The 17,432-nt window shown below is 52.5% G+C and carries 16 protein-coding genes and 1 tRNA gene; 11 read left to right on the top strand and 6 right to left on the bottom strand.

What is annotated here, in order from left to right:
- Positions 1-11 precede the first annotated feature (11 nt).
- Both QXT02_RS00165 and QXT02_RS00160 read right to left on the bottom strand, forming a co-directional pair.
- Positions 12-566, bottom strand: coding sequence for an adenylate kinase family protein (locus QXT02_RS00165; protein WP_342811288.1), 555 nt, complete (start codon positions 564-566; stop codon positions 12-14).
- A 9-nt stretch (positions 567-575) separates the two neighbouring features.
- Positions 576-1,589, bottom strand: a complete 1,014-nt coding sequence (locus QXT02_RS00160) for an adenylosuccinate synthetase (RefSeq protein ID WP_342811287.1) — start codon at positions 1,587-1,589, stop codon at positions 576-578.
- A gap of 103 nt (positions 1,590-1,692) precedes the next feature.
- On the opposite strand from QXT02_RS00160, the gene QXT02_RS00155 reads away from it, so the two are divergent.
- From QXT02_RS00155 to QXT02_RS00130, 6 genes are all read left to right on the top strand, one after another.
- On the top strand, positions 1,693-2,550 hold the full coding sequence (locus tag QXT02_RS00155) for a UbiA family prenyltransferase (protein ID WP_342811286.1): 858 nt from the start codon (positions 1,693-1,695) through the stop codon (positions 2,548-2,550).
- 4 nt (positions 2,551-2,554) lie between these two features.
- Positions 2,555-3,217 (top strand): diacylglycerol/polyprenol kinase family protein, encoded by a 663-nt coding sequence (locus QXT02_RS00150; protein WP_342811285.1) that lies wholly within the window; start codon positions 2,555-2,557, stop codon positions 3,215-3,217.
- Positions 3,218-3,230: 13 nt separating this feature from the next.
- Entirely contained in the window at positions 3,231-3,794 is a 564-nt protein-coding gene (locus tag QXT02_RS00145; RefSeq protein WP_342811284.1) for a thymidylate kinase, read from the top strand.
- A gap of 281 nt (positions 3,795-4,075) precedes the next feature.
- Positions 4,076-4,282: a histone family protein gene (locus tag QXT02_RS00140; RefSeq protein WP_342811283.1), complete on the top strand. Its 207-nt coding sequence runs from the start codon at positions 4,076-4,078 to the stop codon at positions 4,280-4,282.
- Between the two features lie 37 nt (positions 4,283-4,319).
- Entirely contained in the window at positions 4,320-4,634 is a 315-nt protein-coding gene (locus QXT02_RS00135; protein ID WP_342811282.1) for a hypothetical protein, read from the top strand.
- Between the two features lie 11 nt (positions 4,635-4,645).
- Positions 4,646-5,593, top strand: a complete 948-nt coding sequence (locus QXT02_RS00130; RefSeq protein ID WP_342811281.1) for an aminopeptidase — start codon at positions 4,646-4,648, stop codon at positions 5,591-5,593.
- Here QXT02_RS00130 and glmS read toward each other — a convergent pair whose 3' ends face one another.
- Positions 5,594-7,396 (bottom strand): glutamine--fructose-6-phosphate transaminase (isomerizing), encoded by a 1,803-nt coding sequence (gene glmS, locus QXT02_RS00125; protein WP_342811280.1) that lies wholly within the window; start codon positions 7,394-7,396, stop codon positions 5,594-5,596.
- Positions 7,397-7,455: 59 nt separating this feature from the next.
- On the bottom strand, positions 7,456-9,348 hold the full coding sequence (gene gatE / locus QXT02_RS00120; protein WP_342811279.1) for a Glu-tRNA(Gln) amidotransferase subunit GatE: 1,893 nt from the start codon (positions 9,346-9,348) through the stop codon (positions 7,456-7,458).
- Between the two features lie 197 nt (positions 9,349-9,545).
- Between gatE and QXT02_RS00115 the strand changes: the two genes are divergently transcribed.
- The gene (locus tag QXT02_RS00115; RefSeq protein ID WP_342811278.1) at positions 9,546-10,451 is read left to right on the top strand and encodes an AEC family transporter; all 906 of its coding nucleotides are present in this window, start codon (positions 9,546-9,548) and stop codon (positions 10,449-10,451) included.
- A gap of 10 nt (positions 10,452-10,461) precedes the next feature.
- On the opposite strand, the gene gatD is transcribed toward QXT02_RS00115, so the two are convergent.
- Positions 10,462-11,802 (bottom strand): Glu-tRNA(Gln) amidotransferase subunit GatD, encoded by a 1,341-nt coding sequence (gene gatD / locus QXT02_RS00110; RefSeq protein ID WP_342811277.1) that lies wholly within the window; start codon positions 11,800-11,802, stop codon positions 10,462-10,464.
- Between the two features lie 591 nt (positions 11,803-12,393).
- Positions 12,394-14,619 (bottom strand): xanthine dehydrogenase family protein molybdopterin-binding subunit, encoded by a 2,226-nt coding sequence (locus QXT02_RS00105; RefSeq protein WP_342811276.1) that lies wholly within the window; start codon positions 14,617-14,619, stop codon positions 12,394-12,396.
- A 174-nt stretch (positions 14,620-14,793) separates the two neighbouring features.
- Here QXT02_RS00105 and QXT02_RS00100 point away from each other — a divergent pair.
- The 4 genes from QXT02_RS00100 to QXT02_RS00085 all read left to right on the top strand — a co-directional run bounded on the left by QXT02_RS00100 (position 14,794) and on the right by QXT02_RS00085 (position 17,394).
- Positions 14,794-14,870, top strand: a tRNA-His gene (locus tag QXT02_RS00100).
- Positions 14,871-15,524: 654 nt separating this feature from the next.
- On the top strand, positions 15,525-16,184 hold the full coding sequence (locus tag QXT02_RS00095; protein WP_342811275.1) for a 2,5-diamino-6-(ribosylamino)-4(3H)-pyrimidinone 5'-phosphate reductase: 660 nt from the start codon (positions 15,525-15,527) through the stop codon (positions 16,182-16,184).
- A complete protein-coding gene (locus QXT02_RS00090; RefSeq protein WP_342811274.1) occupies positions 16,177-16,875 on the top strand; it encodes a TraB family protein in 699 nt (232 codons plus the stop codon). Before QXT02_RS00095 ends, QXT02_RS00090 begins: the two co-directional genes overlap by 8 nt.
- A 327-nt stretch (positions 16,876-17,202) precedes the next feature.
- Positions 17,203-17,394, top strand: coding sequence for a transcription elongation factor NusA (locus QXT02_RS00085; protein WP_342811273.1), 192 nt, complete (start codon positions 17,203-17,205; stop codon positions 17,392-17,394).
- Positions 17,395-17,432: the final 38 nt, after the last annotated feature.

Below are 17,432 nucleotides of genomic sequence, written 5' to 3'. Positions count from 1 at the left end.
ATTGATAAACTTTACTCTACTATCTTGAAATGTTCTTCAAGCCAATCGACTTTGCCCGGCCTTGCGACCACCTTTCCCTCCATTACCAGCAAAAACTGATTCACGGCTTCTTCTGGGCTTAGATTTGTGGTGTCTATCTCGTGGACCTTATCGACACCGTGAGCCTCGACTGCCTCCCAGAGGATCACGTCTAAGGCCTCGGCATCCACGTTTTCCCTCACTTTCGCATCCGCATAATTTCTCCTTCTCAGTCTAAGCTCCAGCACCTTGGGGTGTGTCCTCAGCACCACCACATGGTCAACAATTTTCTTCGGTAGCAGATGTGCTAAGATTCCTTCCACCACCACCGTTCCACTTAAATCGCGTGCCTTTTTAGCAAAACACTTTCGTAGCTTTTGAATATCCACAGATTTAGTGCCGTCGGGGTCGAGGGTGTAAATCTTATTCTCCTCGATGAAATCATTGAGACTCAGTAACCTTGCCTGCAGCTTTTCGGCGAGCTTTTTGGAGAACTCAGACTTTCCCGTGCCGGGAGTTCCGCTGACCGCGATAATCAAGCGACCCAAATTACCGCCTCAGAGTTTCTCCGAACGCAGGTCGATTACATCCTCTACCTCGCTTCCCGTGGAGATGATAGTCACGGGCACGCCCAGCTCTTTCTCAATTTTGTCAACGTAATCTTTTGCATCACTAGGAAGATCTCTCCACCTTCGCACCTTCGCGGCTCCCTTGAACATTCGGTCCAAGTTGGTTAGCGTCAGCTGGGTGGCACCGTTTATCATGACGGCGCGCTTGGCCAGAGCGAAGTCAAACAGGCCGATTCTCCGGCGCCTTCCGGTGACTGTTCCAAACTCGACTATGCCAAGCTCCTCGGCTTTTTCCTGTGAAATTTCAGTTGGAAAGGGACCGAGACCAACTCGGCTCGTATAGGCCTTGAAAACAAGCATGACCTCGTCTACCTTGGTTGGCCCAACACCAACATCGGCAGCGAGTGTTGACGCTGTGGTGTCCTTGCTGGTGACGTAAGGATAAGTGCCGTGGATCAGCGACAGTCCAAAGCCCTGTGAGCCCTCAACAAACACAAGACTCCCGTGATCTATTGCCTCGTTCAGCTCTGCCGGGACATCGGCAAGGAAGGGCTTGAGCTCAGGCACCTCCTCGGCCAACTTGGCGGTGCGACTAACCCTCGCCACGTTCGCTGGCCCGCAACCAGTTCCAGTGGTGCCAATCTTTCCCTGAAGATATTCCGACTTCGTGTCCTGTTCGATGTGGGCTGGCTCAATAACAGCACATCTCCTGTCAACCCCAAACCTATTCGCCGTCCCCGTCATCTCCAGCTCCTTCAGAACCACTTCTGGATTGACCAGCACCCCGGGACCGATCAGCAGCCGGGCACCCTCATAGACGAAGCCCGAAGGAATCTGCCTCAAGCCAAAGGTCCTGCCCTTATAGTTAACCGTGTGGCCGGCATTGGGGCCAACTCCAGCCCGGGCAATTATCTTAGGTCTATCGGTGAGCGCAAGGTAGGCCACGATCTTTCCCTTGCCTTCATCCCCCCACTGCCCTCCGGCGATTATCATACAGGGCAAGCTTCCACCTTTGCTCATTAGGCGGGGCTTGCTTAAATTTCTGTCGAGAAGCGTCTGGCCAACTTCAAAAAATATTTACCCTAAATTTATGATAATTATTCTAATGAAAGCTAAAGCACTTTACGACCTGATGCGCCTCGACCACGGCGTGATGCTGTTCGTGGCCGTTCTGATCGGTGCCCTGATCGCAAACAGTGGTTACCTGCCTAACTTAACTAAGTTGGTTTTTTCCTTTCTAACAGCTCTTTTTCTTGAGGCCAGCACCTTCGCGCTGAACGACTACGTCGACCTAGAAATAGACCGAAAAAACAAAAGGATGGACAGGCCGCTGGTGAGGGGGGACCTACAACCAAGGGTCGCTCTCGTCATCTTTTATCTTCTCTTTCCCTTGGGCATACTCGTTTCCTTCTTGGTCAACTTACAGTGTTTCGCTATCGCTATCGCCACCGGGGCTTTCGCCATCTTATATGATCTGCGACTGAAAAAGACGAAAGTTCTCGGTAATCTATACATCGCCTACATCATGGCGGTTCCCTTTCTCTTCGGGGCTGCAGTCGTCTCACCGACAATACCCACCGCCGTTTGGATCCTATCTCTGATCGCCTTCTTGGCCGGTGAGGGACGGGAGATAATGAAAGATACGATGGACGTGGCTGGAGACAGGTCAAAGGGGGTTAAATCCCTGCCGCTCTACATCGGTGAGAAAAACGCCTGCCGGATAGCGGCAGTCTTCTACCTCATCGCTGTAGCCCTGAGCTTCGTCCCCTTCTGGCTGAAGTCTACTTCATACTATGGAAACTTTCTCTATCTCTTCCTCGTTTGTCTGACCGACATCTTCTTCATTTATATCGCGGCCGCCATTGCTTTTAGGAAAAATCCACCTCTGGCAAGATATAGGAAGATGACGCTGGTTTCGATGATCATCGGCCTTCTCGCCTTTCTAATTGGCGCCTTTAGGTGAAAAAATGTTCCCAAAAGATGCCGCGGGTATCTTATTCGTCTACGGTTACGTTGGCCTTCTGCTCGTGCTCTCGGAAAAAATCCTATCCAAGTATCCTACCATAAGCAGAAAAATACTCCACATCATGGTTGGCAACATCGTCTTTATCCTTCCCATCTTTCAAACCAAGGAAGCCATGGTTTTCGGTGCCGCCGCTCCATTCATCGTCTTTACCTTCCTCATCAGCCCCCGTTCACCCATCAAAAGTAAAAGCAGGGTTTCTCAGGCTGGCCACGGGTTTGGTCTAATGTACTATGCTATTTCTTGGACGGTGCTCGCCTACCTGTTCTTCGAACATCTCTGGGTAGTCGGCGTGGGCATACTGGCTATGTCCTACGGCGATGGCTTTGCCTCGATCATCGGCGTTCGTTTCGGCAGACACTCCTTTCAGATTTTCCAGGACAAAAAGAGCCTTGAGGGATCTCTGGCCATGTTCTTGACAACCATGCCGATGCTTCTGGTTAACGCCATCTTTTACTCTCTGCCAATAACACTGCAACTATTGACTGTTCTCTTCTCGGTCTGTCTCATCGCCACCATCATCGAGATGTTGACCCCCAGAGGCCTAGACAACTTGACCGTTCCACTAATAGCATCGGCGCTGTGCTGGTATCTCACTATTATTTGACCGTGGTGATAATGTGCGCTTTATCGTTATCGACGGCCTAGATGCCTCGGGAAAGGACACCCACGCCGAGATTATCCGTAGAAAATATGAGAAAAAAGGAGAGAGGGTTGTCGTCAGATCACACCCCAGTGAAGACAACTGGTTCGGCAGAATGGCAAAAACAGCGCTATTGGCCGGCGGCAAATCGGACCGAATTAAGGCCTCACTCTTCTACGCCTTGGACGTCATCAGGTCCCTGTTTAAATACTACAATAGAAAATGCGACACCCTGATCATGGTTAGATATCTCATGGGCACAGCCTATCTTCCCTCTCCTCTCGACAAGCTAGCCTATAAATTCTTCAAGATCCTGTTGCCCACCTCTCGGTTCATGTTTTTTCTCGATGTCTCCCCTGAGGAATGTCTGAGAAGGATAAAAGGTAGAAAAATCCAAGAAATGTTCGAGACCCACGACGAAATAGTAAAGGTGAGAAAAAAGGCGTTAACACTGGCTGGGGAGGGCTGGTACGTCCTAAATACTGATTTACCTCCGGAAAAAGTCGCTGACGAAATTGAAAGGATTCTAAATTCCAATTAAAGTCGTTTTTTCTACTGTAAAGTTAACTTTTCACCTTCAAGAAAAATATTTTATTTTTTTAATGAGAACAAGTGACTTTTTGTTAAATCAGGGCCTTGTTACCCGTTGAGAAAAATTTTAAATTTTTATTCATTAAATTCTAGACGTTAAATCAACTAAAAACATTCTGTTTCAGCCGAAAAATGCTTAGCAAGTTAATATTAATCAGATAGCTTTAAATAGTGCCTTAAATAAAGAAAAATTGCTCTTAAATGGCTGGAACAAACGGAGGAGGTAGAAAAATGGTTGAATTGCCGATAGCGGCTATAGATCGAGTAATAAGGAAATCCGGAGCCAAGCGGGTTAGCGAGGAGGCCGCGATTGCGCTCGCAGAGGTCCTTGAAGAGCGAGCGATGCAGATCGCCAGCGAAGCGGCTAAGTTAGCTGAACACGCCGGAAGAAGAACCGTGCGCGACGTGGACATCAGGCTGGCCGCCAAGCGCGTATAATTTAAATGTTCTCGGTCTAACTCAAGCAGGGGTTAAGGTGGAAGAAAGCAGCCCATCCGTAAGTGAGATGCCGCGCATTCATGATATCTTCGATGTTCCCAAAATAAAATCACTAAGAGCCACCTCGAAAATTAACAAGCCGGTGGACATCGCTGAGGTCTTGAAGCGACTTCCCAACGTTAAACCCATAACTACCTCCAAGAAGAACGTGGTAAAGTTCACCCTGAGACGAGGCAATTACCTGTTACTGTTCCCCAACGGTTACATTGAAATTCACGCGGCGGAAGAGGGAGCTATTCGGGAGATCCTGTCATCTTTTCGGGAGGAACTCTTCAAAGCTGGACTTATCTAGTTGGTATTCTCATGAACCCCATGATCCGCGGCGCCAGAATGGTAGTAGACACCTGTCTGAAGATTCGAAGAAACGAAAAAGTGCTTATCGTCACCGATCCACTTAGGATGAAAATCGCGGAAACGATTGCTGATGTCGCTAGGAAGCGCGGAGCAGCGGTGACGTTAATCTGCATGCCCGTGGGCAAAAGACACGGGCAGGAGCCGCCTGAACCGGTAGCTCTGGCCATGACTCATTTTGACGTGGTCATTGCCCCGACCACCTATTCTCTCACCCACACGCAAGCGCGTTTACGGGCCTGTAAGGCTGGAGCCAGAGTAGCCACCATGCCTGGAATCACGGAAGAGATGATGCAGAGAGGAGCCATGCTGGCTGACTACCGTGAGGTGGCTCGGCTAACTAATAAAATTGCCGCTCTTCTTGACCGAGCGTCGGAAGTTGAAGTCAAAACAGAAGCGGGGACAGACCTGAAATTCAGCATTGAAGGGAGGAGAGCTCATCCAGACACGGGTATCTTCCATCGCCCGGGTGATTTCGGCAACCTGCCCGCTGGAGAGGCTTTCATCGCTCCGGTTGAGGGAACCGGAGAGGGAAAGGTTGTCGTTGACGGATCAATTATCGACACGACTACAGGTAGAACTGAGATAGTGATAGAGAGGGGAGTGGCTGAAGAAATAGCTGGGTCATCGGCCATAAAACTGAGGAAAATGTTGAACGAAGCCGGGCCAAAGGCACGGAACCTAGCTGAGTTCGGCATCGGAACTAATCCCAAGGCTCGGTTGATCGGACAGGTTCTTGAGGATGAAAAAGTACTTGGAACCTGTCATGTGGCACTGGGTGACAACTCCACCTTCGGGGGGAAGGTCAAAGCAGGCATCCACATCGACGGCATCTTCAAGAAGCCCACCGTTGAGCTGGATGGGAAACTACTGATGAAGGAAGGCAAGCTGCTGATCTAGCTACTCCACCGTGACCGATTTGGCCAATGATCGGGGTCGGTCGGGGTCCTGTCCTTTTTCCACAGTAATATAATAGGCGAGCAGCTGAAGCGGGATGATGAAGAGAAGGGGGCTAAAGAACTCCTCAGTGTGCGGAATCGATATCAGTTCGTCGACATGCTCCCTGAGGTCCTTGCCATTGTCGGCTATGGCGATGACGTAGGCCCCACGTGCCTTTACCTCCTCGACATTGCTTACCATCTTCACCCGCATTTCCCCAGGTGGCACCACGGCAATGACTGGCGTCTCCTCCTCGATTAGCGCCAGAGTTCCATGCTTGAGTTCACCGGCTGGCATTCCCTCTGAATGGATGTAAGTGATCTCCTTAATCTTTAGGGCTCCTTCCAGCACCAGCGGGTAGCCAATCCCGCGCCCGATAAGATAAATATTATCCGCTTTAGCTAGACGACGAGCTAGCCGTTTCACCTGAGAATTTATCCCATCCAAAACTCTTCGCATGTCATCGGGCAGCAACATCAGCCCAGCTGCCAAGCTCCTACACCTCACACAGGATCTTTCCCTCTCCTCAGCCAGTTGTATGGCGAGCCGCAGCAAGTAGGCCACCTGAGCGGCAAAAGTTTTCGTCGCTACCACGCTGACCTCAGGTCCAGCATAGGTATAGCAGACTAGGTCGCTCATTCTAGTTATGGAACTGCCCACAACGTTGGTCAGGCAGGCTACCTTTGCCCCAGCAGCCTTGGCGGCCTCAACCGCTTTCAGCGTATCAGCCGTCTCTCCTGACTGGGTGATGGCCAACACTGCCGTTTCGTCATCGCTACTGCCAATCTCGCCGAACTCTGAGGAAATCACTACCTCTACCGGAAACTCGGCCAGCTTAGCCAGCACATATTTCGCCACCAGCGCAGCATGGAAGGAGGTGCCGCAGGCGACAAAATAAACCCGTTTGGCACTGAGCAGAAATCTGGCCAGCTTTTTCAGCTCATCTAACGGCGCGCGAAGAGTTTCTTGAACAGCGCCCGGCTGCTGAAAGATCTCCTTCAAGGTGAAGTGAGGATAACCATCCTTCTCCGCCATCTCGGCCGTCCACCTGATCACCATGGGCTTTCGTTTAACCTCGACACCGGAACTGAACTTTTTAATCACCACGTGGCCAGGCGCCAGTACCGCCATCTCGCCGTTCTCAAGCACCACCACCCGGTTGGTGTGCTGGAGCATCGCGGGTATATCTGAGGCCAAAAAGGTCTCTCCGCTTCCGAGTCCTATAATCAACGGGCTATCCTGACGAACCGCAATGATCCTATCTGGCTCATCCACACTGACAATGGCCAAAGCGAAACTGCCCTTCAGCCGCTTGGCTGCCCGCCTAACGCTCTCCTCCAGATCATAGCCCCGACCAACAAAATAGGAGATCAAGTTGGGAATTACCTCGGTGTCGGTCTTTGAAAAGAAACGATAACCATGTTTCTGGAGGAACTTTTTTATTTCTGAATAGTTCTCGATAATTCCGTTATGTACCACGGCAATTTTTTCCGAGTTGTCGAGGTGAGGGTGAGCGTTAACTCTGGAGGGCTCGCCGTGCGTAGCCCAGCGAGTGTGTCCCAAACCCAAGTGGCCCGGCATCTCCGCCAATTTTAGCCTCCGGTCAATATCAGCAATTCTCCCTCGGTCCTTTTTGACGAACAATTTTTTAAAAACCGTGGCCATTCCGGCTGAATCATAACCCCGATACTCAAGTCGCCGGAGCGCCTCCAGTAATATCGGCGCTGCTGGACGGCTGCCGATATAACCCACGATGCCGCACATCCAACTACCTAACTATGCTGGTGAGTATGGATTAAAATAAACAGCGGGGAGTCTGATAACTAGAGGTTCCTTTCTATCTCCTTTTTTAATAGCTCGTGTACAACTCTTCCGTCGGCCTTTCCCCTTACCTTTGCCATCAGGATGCCCATGAGGGGATCAATGGCTCTCGTTCCCCTCTCCTGAATCAGCTTCAGATTCTCCGCAACAACCTCGGCGACCAGACTTTCTAGCTCGGTTGTGCCAAGACGGGAGAGCCCGAGCTTTTCTACAGCCTCACTGATGCCGACTCCCTGCGAGGCCAGCCGGAGCACCTCGGGGACGGCCTCCTTGGCCACGTCTCCACCCGCCACCCGCCGAAACACCTCCTGGAGGGTTTCCTTGGTTATCTTCTCGACCTCAACTCCTTCACGACGCAGGCTGACAATGGTGCCCTCAAGAGTCGCCGCGACCAAGGTCGGGTCTGCTCCCGTGCTCGTAACCAGCTCCTCAAACAGGTTCAGGTTATCGGAAAGGCTCAGACGTTCGGCGAGATCTTGGCTGAGGTGATATTTCTCCAGGAGTCTCTCGCAGGTCTTCTCCGGTGGCTCCGGAAGCCGACTTCTGATCTTTCTAATCCTAGCAGGAGTTATTGTGATAGGAGGAATGTCAGTCTCGGGGTACATGCGGCTGGCACCGGGCAGCGGACGCATGAACTCGGTATTTCCATTCTCCAAAGCCCGACGCGTTTCTTCAGGAACTCCAGCCAACGCCTCATTGGCCCGATCAACAACTGCCTCAAGTGCCGCCACCGCCTTTTCCCTGCGGTCAGCGATCAAAACCACGGCATCCATTTCCTCTGCGCCCACCTCCTGCCTTATTCGACTAACCTCCTCAGCAGAGACACCATAGCTAGGAAGTTCGTCGGTGTGAAAGAGCCCACCCACCTTGCCGTAGGTTTTGGCCCGGTCGGATAGTTCGGTTCCAAACCTTCTTCCGGGCTGAATCTCCTTACCAAGAAGGCCAGCGAACTTCTCCAGTTTCACCGCCAAGACTGAACCTCCACTGGCCAAGGATCTCTGAATCAGTTTTGAACCAGTTTTTGAAAAAATCTCCGTCACATCGACAATTTTTTTCTCCAACCTCTTCGCGCCGCGACGCTTCAGTTCTTCACGAATCTCCAGAAGCGCCAGTTGCCGCTGAACCTCTCGCTCAATCACCGTCGAGATGAGACCCAGCTCCTGTACGCCTTTTATCTCTTGGCGGGCACCCGCAGCGATGGAGATGTTTATGTCCTGACGGATGGTTCCGATGCCGCGCTTCACCCTACCTGTGGCGCGAAGGAGCTGTCCGATGTAAAGGGCTGCCTTGGCCGGAGTTTCTGGATCGCTGAAGTCGGGACCGGTAGCGATTTCAACGAGCGGAATACCAAGCCGATCCAAACGATATTCAACCAACTCGCATCTCTCACCCACTTTTCTGGCAGCATCCTCCTCCAGACAAATTGTCGGGATGCTGATCCTTTTACCATCGACCTCGAAGCTGCCTTCGGTGGCAACCAACATCGTTCGCTGGAAGCCGCAAGTGTTGCTGCCGTCGATTACGATTTTCCTCATCACGTGAACCTCGTCAACAGGGGTGGCGTTGAGCAAAAGCGCTATCTCGAGCGCGATGTCGAGCGCCTCCTCGTTAACAGAGTGAGGTGGCTCCTCATCTAGCTCCACCAAACAGATGCTGTCGGGATATACCTGATAGCTGAAGGCCTTGCCCTTGATCGCCTCAGCAAGGGCGGCGCGGTCGATCTCGCCTAGCTCGCTCTGGGTCGGGCGTAATCTCCGCCTGACCTGAAAGCTTGGATGATCGTCACGGAGCTGGGAGGGACAGCTGCAGAAGAGCTTGGACGTCGCCAGCTCCTGATGAATCTCGAAGCCCACGCGCAGGCCTATTTTTCCGAAATCAATTTTCTGCTTCTCCATCAAATCCATCTCTGCTGATGTAGTATTTTAGTAAAGAGGTTGCGGTACTGAGATTTCAAGTCAAAAGAAGCCCATGATTGGCTACTACTAATTTATCCCCCAAAATCGAAGAACCACCGAGGTATATCCTTATCAGCTAAAGAGATTCTTATTTCACTATGATTTGAATCAGGGGCTAAAGGCTACGGAGGGATGAGTTGAGCGATCTAACCAACATCGTGGTGATGCCCTCGCTGATGGGATTGGGCATCCTACTCGGGCAAGTCAAGTCCGGTCTGAAGCCAAAGCACCTCGAGTTCCTTCTCATTAACATCATGGCCCCGATTCTGATGTTTGCTGAGATCTTCAAAGCTGACCTGTCTGGACTCACCCTAGGAAACATCGTGCTGCTCTCGGTCACCTATGTTGGTTTTTGTTTCGGCGTGAGCTACCTCTCCTCCAAAAAATTCAACACAAAGGAGCTGGGAACTGTCGTGATCAACTCGACCTTCTTCAACAACATCTTCCTCCCTTTCCCCCTTATCTACGCGTTCTACGGCGACCTCTCCGCAGCCCTGCTCTTCTCCCTACCCACGATGATTCTTCACAACACAGTGGGGGTCTTCCTTGCCTCCTACTGGGGCCACGGCAAGTTTGAAAAGAAGGTGCTCACCCGGGCTGTCACCTACCCTCCGCTGCTAGGGTTCCTGCTTGGCTTTCTGGCCCGCCCCGTGATCCCGGGCTTTGTGGAGACGGCCGCCTTTTACTGGCTGCACCAGTTCGGCCTGATGACCGTTTACCTGAGCCTGATTTTCGTCGGCATGATCCTGCCCCTCTCCAAGGAGTCGCTGCTGATCTTCACCAACCGCGTCACCGGGATCATCACCGTCAATAGGTTGTTGATCTCACCAGTTATCGCCCTGATTTTGGCGGTGATCTTCATCCCCACGGAAGCGGTAAGAAACACGCTGCTGATCATGTCGCTGATGCCCCCAGCTGTCACCAACCTGATGATCATCTCCAGATTTGATCTCGACGTTAAGTCAACCTGCCAGAGCCTTTTCGTCCCCACCCTGCTCAGCGTGGCGGCGGTATTCGTGCTCAGAGGGTTAGCGGTAATATGAAAAATCTGCTTTACTCAGAGGTGAAGATGGTTTTTAGAAAAACATCGGGTCGGGTTCTAGGGGTTATCTCTCCAGTCAGATTTCGCTGCATTAACTTGGCCACTTTATCTGGATCCTTGGTCCTGCCCAGAACCCACATCAGCTTCACCCAAGCCACCTCAGGGAGCATGTCCTCGGCAGGGATCACGCCGAGCTGGAGCAGGTCGCGGCCCGTTGAATAGACGTTCATATTAACCCTCCCCCAGAGGCACTGCGATGTCATCACCACAGGTACTTTTCTCTTTCCGGCGAATTCGATTCCCTCGAAAAGAGATTGGGGAGCATGGCCCAGCCCGGTCCCCTCAATCACGATACCTTTATCACCCGAAGCCACGATACCTTTGATAACGCTGGAGGGCAAACCCGGTGTGGCCTTCAACAGGGCGACTTTTTTCTCAAACCGGCCCTGCACTCTGACCCTGCCCTCGGAGCTGGCGCGGTGATAGTCATCGCGGAACAGCTTGATCTGTCCGTTTCGTACCATACCCAGAGGGATGTCGTTGATGCTCTGAAAAGCGTCCCTGCGGCTGGTGTGGCACTTCCTTACCTTCGTCCCCCTATGGATTAAGCAGAAGTCGTCCTCGGTTGACCCGTGCATGACAACAACAACTTCGGCGATATCCGACCGGGCGGCGACTGCGACTGCTGAAATCAGGTTCAAGGCGGCATCGCTGCTCGGCCGGTCAGAGGACCTTTGCGATCCCACTAAAACTACCGGGCGGAATAATCCTTTGAGCATGAAGCTCAGTGCGGCGGCGGTATAACTCATCGTGTCGGTGCCGTGGGCCACGACGACGCCCGTAGCCCCGCCGTTGATTTCCTTGGCTACAACCCGGGCTATCTTCACCCAGAGGTCTGGGGTCATGTGCTCGCTGAACACGTTGCAGGCCTGAACGACCTTGATGTTGGCAATCTCGGCTATCTCTGGGACCGCGCCGTAAATGTCCTCAGGAGTAAACGCAGGATAGACCGCTCCGGTGCGGTAATCGACCCTGCTGGCAATCGTCCCCCCGGTGCCCACTATCGTCACCCGTGGCTTAGATGGATCCTGGGGCCTCTCTGGCTTGGGCACGGCTAGTTCTGGTAGCTCTTGACTTTCCAGCAAGGTAACCTCAGTGTCTCTATCGACCTTCACGCCGATGTTGTAACCGTTGGCCAACTTGAGAACCAGATGATTAGGATCACCCAGCTCGGTGCGGGGCATCAAAACACCGATATAGGCTCGGCGGCGGCTTACGACCTTAATTTTGTCACCAACTTTTACTGCTGCCCTTCGCAAAATTTTCTCAACCTCGCCCCTATAACTAAACATCACCATCAGCTTAGGTTATCGCGCGCGGACTTATAATCAATATCCTTTTCATCAAAAATCACATCTTATACCTGCCTTTTTCGGATTATCGAAAAAAGTTTGAAGATGCAATTGCCGCAGAGTAGCATTTTTAACTTCAAACTACAGAGAATTTGAAGGTGCGGGGGTAACTCAACCATCTGGTGGATAAAGGCCACCGGATTGAAATGGGAGACCAGGTAAAACCTGGCTCAATAGTGTCGGACCTTGGGGACAGCCCTCGAGGGGCAAAACTGAAGACTCCTGGGTCTGATATCCGAATGTTGAGGGTTCAAATCCCTCCCCCCGCACCATCCCTCAGCGGCCAAATAAGCCATCCATATTTCTTTCGCTGGTGCTAGATTAACGAGAATTTTATCTGAATTATTCTAAGAAAAAAGCAGGTTTTAGCCGAATAATTTTTGACGCAATTTATCATGCTCAACTTTGTATAGTATCTCGTTAGCTATTTTTGGTGATGTTAATTATTCTACTTCTGATAACTTAGATCTAAGTAGTTTAAGCGACAGTATATATGGACTGAGCGATACAAGTCCAACAACGACGCATTCGTCACTTTAAACGGTCTTTTAGGGCCCTCAGTATTTTATTATGAGTTATCGGCAGATCTCTTATCCTGACGCCGACCGCCTGGTATATAGCGTTGGCTATGGCTGGAGCCACTGGAACCAAGGCAGGCTCACCAACCCCCTTAGCGGCGAATGGTCCCGTTGGCTCATGGGATTCAACGATGATGGGCTCTATCCGCGGCAAATCTGACGCATGGAGAAGCTTGTAGTCGGTGAAGTTCTTGTTGATCACCCGACCATTGCTGTCCAGAACCAACTCCTCGGTGAGAGTGAAGCCCAACCCCATCACTGCCCCGCCCTCGATCTGTCCCTCAACTATTAAGGGGTTGATCGCCCGACCGACGTCGGCTGCATAAGTAATATTCAGCACTCTGATGCTGCCGAGTTCTGGGTCTACCTCCAGCTCCACGCACATGGCGCCAAACAGCGGGGCGTTGCTCGGCGGCATGTATGAGGCCCTGCCGACTATCGCCACCTCACCGACTATCTCTCGAATGGTCTTTCCCACCTGCGGATTCTTCTTCAACCGAACTACACCGCCAACGATCTCTAAATCATCGGGCTTGGCCTCCATCACCTCGGCTGCCTTCTTTAGTAGCTGCTGCTTGGCATCCGCGGCGGCCAGCCTCGCCGCCTGACCGCTGATGTAGAGCTCTCCGCTGGCGTAGGTTCCCCGGTCCACCGGAACAAACTCGGTGTCGGGACGGGAAACCGCTATGCTCTCCAAATTCACGCCGAGCTCCTCCGCCACCATCTGGGCGATGGTGGTCGTGATCCCCTGCCCGATGTCGGTCGCCCCCGTCATCACCTGCACCGAGCCATCCTCGTTGATCTGAACGATCGCTGAAGATGATTCCTTGATGTAGGGGAAGGCACCGCTGTTGTGCATCAGGCAGGCGATGCCCAGACCGCGGTTCTTCAACCTGCCACTCTCGATGTCTCGGGACTTCTGCCGCCAGCCTATCCTTTCCGTGGCCCTCCTTATGCACTCCTCCAGCCCGCAGCTCTCAATCCTCAAACCGGTCCCGGGGTTTATATCACCGCTGCGGATGGTGTTCTTCAGCCTCAGCTCCACGCGGTCGATGCCCAGTTCCTCGGCGATTTCATCCAATTGCGATTCCACGGCAAAGCTCTGCTGCGGGTTTCCATAGCCGCGGAAGGCTCCGGCCGTGGGGCTGTTGGTGTAGACTACATCAGCCTCAAAACTCACGTGGGGCGACTTGTAAAGACCCAGCTCCCTCGTGCTCATAGCGCCGGCCACCGAGGGCCCGTGGGAAGCATAGGCACCCGTGTTCAGGATCGCCTTTACCTGCCTCGCCACCAAGGTCCCATCCTTCTTCACCCCTGTCTTCAACCAGATTATCGAGGGGTGTCTGGTTGTGGTCGTGTAAAAGACCTCATCACGGTTCAGCCTCAACTTGACGGTGGCGCCGAGCTTGATCGCCAACAGGGCGCAGATGGGCTCAAGGATGACCTCGTCCTTGCCGCCGAAGCCTCCACCCACGAAGGAGGTGATTACCCTGATCCTGTGCTGGGGCAAACCGAAGACCTCAGACAAGATGGAACGAACGTGAAAGGGAATCTGGCTGGTCGTCCAGACGGTCAGCTTTCCCAACTCATAAGAGGCCGCGCAGGCGTGGGGCTCAATCGGGGCGTGCGCCTGCCTTCCGGTCGTGTACTTGCCTTCAAAAATGCGATCCGCCTCGCGGAAGCCCTTCTCAACATTTCCCCACTCCCTAGTGATGTGAGCGGCGATGTTGGTGTCGTGGATTTTGGGCGCCTTGGGGTCCATGGCTGCGACTGGGTCAAAAACCGCCGGCAACTCCTCATACTCAACATTGATCAGCGAGACTGCCTCCTCGGCGGTGTCCTCGTCCACCGCCGCCACGGCCGCCACCGGCTCCCCGACAAAGCGCACTTTCTCGTCGAAAATGTATTTGTCCTTGGGCAGGATGTAGTAGACGCCCGGGTTGAAGGGAACCCTCGGTGCATCCTTGTAGGTGACGATACCCTTCACTCCCGGAAGCCTCTCCGCCCGGCTCACGTCAATCCTCCTTATCCGGGCATGGGCACATGAACTGCCGAGCAACTTCACCGAGAGCGCTCCAGGCAGCCTGATATCGTCCAAAAACTCCGCCTTACCCGTGGCAAGTTTAACCGCGTCAAGCTTGGGGACCGGCTTTCCCACCACAGAAAACTTCACGCTCATGCGCTGTCTCTCCAAGTTTCCGTTTCTGCTTCACGAGGCTCGCTAAAATACCTTTCGTTACCCCAAAACTCGATTTTGGAGGCCTCGAAAATCATCGGTTGCTATATAAAGTTAAAGGCACAAAATCTCACGACTTCAAACCTAAATAAGAAAAAAGGACAAAATTCATCTGTGGCCAGGGTGGTGTAGCTTGGTTAACATTCGGGCCTGTGGAGCCTGCGACCTGGGTTCAAATCCCGGCCCTGGCCCCATACTATCTAACTGTAATTACTTGGGCGATATAGTCAGTATTTCGCGACAAATTTCAGGATGCTGGGCGATGAACCTCAACTCGTCCTAGACCAACGGTTTCTGGTTCAAGACGTTGGCTTGGCGCACCAGCTCCACTATCTTGCTGGCTTCCTTCTCATTCTTGAACCATATCTCGGCCTTTCGGCCACATCGCCACAATCATCCCGGGATCGTCGAGGCAATGCAGTCATCCAGACAACTTGAAAAGCAATCCCCCATCTGAACAGTATCTTTTGATCCCATTTTTTCAACTTGCCAAAATTGATAAAAAGGGCAGGGGCCGAGACCTGCCGTCAAATCCCAACTGATCTCTTGGCCTGTTCACAGAGCAAAGACTAGTCCCACCCTTCTGGGCGATTGCGGGCGGCTTTGGACGCGCCACCTTTGACCTTCTTCTTCACCTTTTCACCTCCTTGCCTTTGTAGCGCCTCCAATTAACCTCCGAGAGAAAGATGACCATCAAGCTACTTAAGGAAATTTGTGAAAATTGTGCCAATCAACCGTAATTTTGTGAAAATAATTTACCCCAAGAAAAAAATCGTGATCATTTTTGACCACCAGAAACGAAATTAAACGTATTTTAAAAGACAGCGGACATAAATCTCGATGAGACCATGCCCCGACCGTACGTGATCCTGAACGCTGCGATGACGCTGGATGGAAAAATAGCGACCTCGTGCGGGGACAGCAAGATCTCATCCGAGGCCGATCTCACCCGCCTCCACCGCCTCAGGGCCAAGATGGACGCCGTCATGGTCGGTGCTGGAACCATTCTGGCCGATAACCCCTCGCTGACCGTACGCCGCGTGAAGGGAAGAAACCCCATCCGGGTGGTGGTCGATGGAATGGCGAGGATATCCACCAACGCCAAAATTCTGGATCACTCGGCCAGAACCATCGTGGCTGTTTCGAGGGCAGCCGATAAGGAAAAGGTCGAAAGGCTGCGCCAAACTGGGGCTGAAATCATCATTTCTGACGGGGAGAATATTGACCTGCAATGGCTCCTCGAAGAACTCTACCGGCGGGGAATCAGGAAGCTGCTGCTTGAGGGTGGCTCAACGCTGAACTGGAACATGATCTCGCAGGGGCTTGTGGACGAGATCCAAGTCACCGTGGCGCCCAGAATCGTCGGCGGGGCGGCGGCCAAAACCTTGGTCGGTGGAGATGGTTTCTGCAAAGTAAAGAATGGGGTCAGGCTCAGGCTCTCCAAGATATCCAGAGTGGGCAGCGATGTCCTGCTCGTCTACCGGACTGCGGGTGCCCAGCGTGATTAAGAAAATTGGCGATCGTCTCACCATTGTCGGTGTGGCCCACGTGCTGCCGAAAAGTGTTGAGGAGGCCAAAGGAGTGATCGCCTCTGAGCGTCCCGACCTCGTCGCGGTGGAGCTGGATCCCGCCCGTTATCTGGCGCTAACGCGTGGCACAAGAGCTGGAATTCTTGACTTCTGGCGCGCTGGCCCAGAAGCCTGGCTACTAACCGCGCTGATTCTACTCCTTCAGGGAAAATTCTCCCGCCAAACAGGGGTCGCAGCAGGGGAGGAGATGCTCGCCGCGGTTCAGAAGGCCCGGGAAATCGGGGCGCAAGTGCATCTCATCGATAGAGACATCGGAATTACGCTCAACAGGCTCGTCAGCGGGATGCCGGCGCGGGAGAAGCTCAGGCTCTTCGGAAACCTGATCGTCAGCCTGCTTCCATTAGGAAAAGGTTTTGAGCTGAGTCGAATCACCGAGGAACAAGTGGTCGAAAATCTGCTGCAGGAGTTCAGGAAGCTTTCGCCGAGGGCCTACGATATCCTGATCTCGGAGAGGGACCGCTACATGGCAATGAGGCTGGCGGAATTTCTGCTCTCGGGAAAGAGGGTAGTCTGCGTGGTGGGAGCTGGGCATGTGCTTGGCGTTTGGAAGGAGCTGAACCAATTGTTGGCCGGCAAGTGGAGCCTGAACCTAGAATACTCGGCTGGTTGATGAACCCAAGGGTAAATTGCTCTGAATTTGTGTGAACAGTTCGCTAGTTTTTCACTTATTAACCAACCTGCACCAAAGGTCAAGGCGGAATGAAACATTGTGTCGTATTTAATTGGCTATGATATCAGGAAGTTAGACCGCGCAACAAAGCTGCAGTTTAACGGGTGTCTTAGAGTTGGGATCTTTTAAACTGCAACAATCAACGTGAGAGTTTAATGATCACACCGATTTACAGAAAATTTTGTCAAAACAATCTTAAGCCATTTGGAGCTAAACCGGTGAATAGGATTTATAAAGGGTTGACTAAAATATCGTGGAGATGAGCAAGTGGATCAAAGCATTGTGGAAAAACTGAAGACGATGCTGGGAGTTCGTGTGGAAAAGGTTGAGGAGCATGAGGGTCAGCTTCTGGTCTATGTGCCCAAGGGCCAAGCTGCGAGGGCGATAGGCTCGGGCGGCGCCGTGGTCCGGTCCGCAGAACTCGTCCTAAACAAGAAGCTGGCGATAAAGGAGCTCTGAGTTTACGCTCGAAAGCTCTTTAAAATCCCGGGGCGAAA

This window comes from Hadarchaeum sp. (SeqCode) (assembly GCF_038871235.1).
In the GTDB taxonomy this organism is placed as follows: Archaea; Hadarchaeota; Hadarchaeia; order Hadarchaeales; family Hadarchaeaceae; genus Hadarchaeum.
The sequence above is the reverse complement of the archived record's forward strand: the minus strand, read 5'-3'. Positions and strand labels throughout refer to the sequence as shown.